Genomic DNA, 2,842 nt, shown 5'->3' with positions numbered 1-2,842 from the left:
CCCGAGCGTCCAAGGCCGAGGTCGAAGCGGCCCGGGTGCAGAGCGTCGATCAGTCCGAACTCCTCGACCGTGCTCAGCGCGGTGCGGTGGCCGAGCTGTACGGCGCCGGAGCCGAGCCGGATCGTGGAGGTGGCGGAGGCGGTCAGCGCGAGGACGACCGCGGGGGACGTACCCGCGACGCCCGGGTTGAGGTGGTGCTCGGCGAACCAGTACCGGGCGTACCCGAAGCGCTCGGCCTGCTGTGCCAGGTCGATGGAGTTGCGCAGGGCGTCGGCGGCCGTCGAGCCGGACGGTATCGGCACCAGGTCGAGGACGCCGAGGGGGATGTCAGGCATGGGTGGGCTCCTCCTCGGTGATGGGCAGGACCGGTCCCCAGGCGAAGGGCGGGTCCGGGATGTCGCGGCGCAGTACCGGGGCGACTTCGGACTGGAAGAGCTGGAGCGAGGTGCGGTGCTGAGCATCCGTCAACCCGCTCGCGTCCGCGTGCAGATGGAGCACGGTGTGCCCGAACCGCTCGTGGTAGCGGTGCACCTTCTCGATGATCTGTTGCGGGCTGCCGATCAGGGCGGAGCTGCGCTCGACGAAGTCCTCCACGTTCTCGAAAACGACCGGCAGGCCGAACTGCCTCTGGAACGCCAGCGTCGACTCGAAGATCGGCCGGTACACCTCGATCGCTTCCTGGGAGGTGCGGGTCACGAGCAGCCCGGCGGTACCGGCGCCGACCGCGATCTTCGCCGGGTCGTGGCCGTAGAACTCCCAGCGCTCGCGGTAGTACCTGATCAACTCGGCGTACGGCTCGATGGGGTTGGTGACGTTCGCGGAGAACAGCGGGTCGCCGTAGCGGGCGGCAAGGTCCACCGACTCCTTGCTGGTGGCGCTGCCGTGCCAGACCCGGACGGGCTGCTGGTAGGGCCTCGGCCACACCTCGGCGTCCTTCAGCGGCGGGCGGAAGCGGGTCGCCGCGGTCACTTTGTCCTGCCGCCAGATCTGCCGGAACACCTCATAGCTCTCGGCGTTGCGGTCCCACTGGTCCTCGGGAGTGACATGGAACAGCTCGCGCTGGGCTGCGCCGTTGCCCTTGCCGATGATTAACTCTAGGCGGACAACGGAGAGATGGTCGAGAGTGGCGTAGTCCTCGTAGGCACGCACCGGGTCCAGAAGGCTGAGCGTCGTCACGGCGGTGAAGAGGCGGATACGCCGGGTCAGTGCCGCGATGTGGCTGAGGACGACGGTCGGCGAGGAGGAGATGAAGGGCCGCTCGTGCCGCTCCCCCACGCCGAAGCCGTCGAAGCCCAGTTCCTCGGCGAGCAGGGCGTTGTCGAGGACCTCGCGAAAGCGGTCCTGGGTCGTCTTCTGCACGCCCGTGATCGGGTCCGGGCGGTGCACGATCAGGGTGATGGCGAGGAACTTCACGACGCCACCCGCTCGTCGCGGACCTCGTCGATGGGGGTCCCCCCGCTCGAGCGAAGCCGAGAGTGGGGGAGGGCCAGGCCGAGGTGGTGGCGCAGGGTCGGGCCCTCGTACTCGGTGCGGAACACGCCCTGTTCCTGAAGCAGCGGGACGACCTTGTCGGCGAACTCGTCGAGGCCGCCCGGGGTGATGTGCGGGACGAGGATGAAGCCGTCGCTCGCGTCGGCCTGCACGAACTCGTTGATGGTGCGGGCGATCGTCTCCGCCGAACCGATGAAGTTCTGCCGGTTGCCGGTCTCGATGACCAGGTCGCGGATGGACCAGTTGTTGGCGGCGGCGAGCTCGCGCCACTCGCGGGCGGTGGCCAGCGGGTCCCTGTACATGCGGACCTGGGCGCGGCCCTTGGAGATGTGGCTGTCGCTGACGTCCGGGTCGATGTCGGGGAGCGGCCCGTCCGGGTCGTAGGAGGACAGGTCCCGGTTCCAGACGAACTCCAGATGCTTGAGCGCGGTGGCGCCGCTGACCTGCAGGCGGCGCACCGCCTTGGCCAGCTCCTCCGCCTCGGCGTCTGTGTCTGCGAGCGTGAAGGTGGCGGCGGGCAGGATCAGCAGCTGGTCGTGGCGGCGGCCGTACTTGGCGAGGCGGTTCTTGACGTCGGTGTAGAAGGCCTGGCCCGCTTCGAGGGTGGCGTGCCGGCTGAAGATCGCGTCGGCACTGGAGGCGGCGAACTCCCGGCCCTCGTCGGAGTCGCCGGCCTGGAAGATCACCGGGCGGCCCTGCGGCGAGCGCGGGACGTTGAACTGCCCGTGGATGTCGAAGTGCTGCCCGGTGTGGACGAAGGCGCCGGCCTTGGCGTCCCGCAGGAAGGTGCCGGTCTCCTGGTCGGCGAGGATCTCGTCGCCGTGCCAGGAGTCGAAGAGTTCGTTCGCCGTGGCCAGGAACTCCTTGGCGCGGGAGTAGCGCTCCTCCTGGGGCAGGAAGCCGCCGCGGCGAAAGTTCTCGCCGGTGAAGGCGTCCCAGGAGGTGACCACGTTCCAGGCGGCACGGCCGCCGGAGAGGTGGTCGAGGCTGGCGAACTGGCGGGCGACCTCGTAGGGCTCGTTGAAGGTGGAGTTGATGGTGCCGGTCAGGCCGAGGTGCTCGGTGACGGCGGCGAGCGCGGCGAGCACGGTGAAGGTGTCGGGGCGGCCGACGACGTCCAGGTCGTAGATCTGCCCGCCCTGTTCGCGCAGCCGGAGTCCCTCAGCGAGGAACAGGAAGTCGAACTTGGCGCGTTCGGCGGTCCGCGCGAAGTGCGCGAAGGAGCTGAACTCGATGTGGCTGCCGGCCCTCGGGTCGCTCCACACGGTGGTGTTGTTGACGCCGGGGAAGTGGGCGGCCAGGTGGATCTGCTTCAGCGGCTTGCTCATGGTCGTGGTCGTCCCTCCGGCTC

General features: G+C 69.3%; 3 protein-coding genes. All 3 read right to left on the bottom strand.

Going from position 1 to position 2,842, the window contains the following annotated elements:
* The coding region (locus ACTWQJ_RS49600; RefSeq protein WP_443312922.1) for an LLM class flavin-dependent oxidoreductase at positions 1-335 on the bottom strand (335 nt) is incomplete at its 3' end.
* Positions 328-1,413: an LLM class flavin-dependent oxidoreductase gene (locus ACTWQJ_RS49595; RefSeq protein WP_443312921.1), complete on the bottom strand. Its 1,086-nt coding sequence runs from the start codon at positions 1,411-1,413 to the stop codon at positions 328-330. The genes ACTWQJ_RS49595 and ACTWQJ_RS49600, both read right to left, overlap by 8 nt.
* A complete protein-coding gene (locus ACTWQJ_RS49590; protein ID WP_443312923.1) occupies positions 1,410-2,819 on the bottom strand; it encodes an NtaA/DmoA family FMN-dependent monooxygenase in 1,410 nt (469 codons plus the stop codon). The genes ACTWQJ_RS49595 and ACTWQJ_RS49590 overlap by 4 nt, the downstream gene beginning before the upstream one ends.
* Positions 2,820-2,842 lie beyond the last annotated feature (23 nt).

Origin of the sequence: Streptomyces sp. KR55, assembly GCF_052245645.1 — a bacterium.
GTDB lineage: Bacteria > Actinomycetota > Actinomycetes > Streptomycetales > Streptomycetaceae > Streptomyces > Streptomyces flavusporus.
This window is presented reverse-complemented; position numbering and strand designations above follow the sequence as displayed.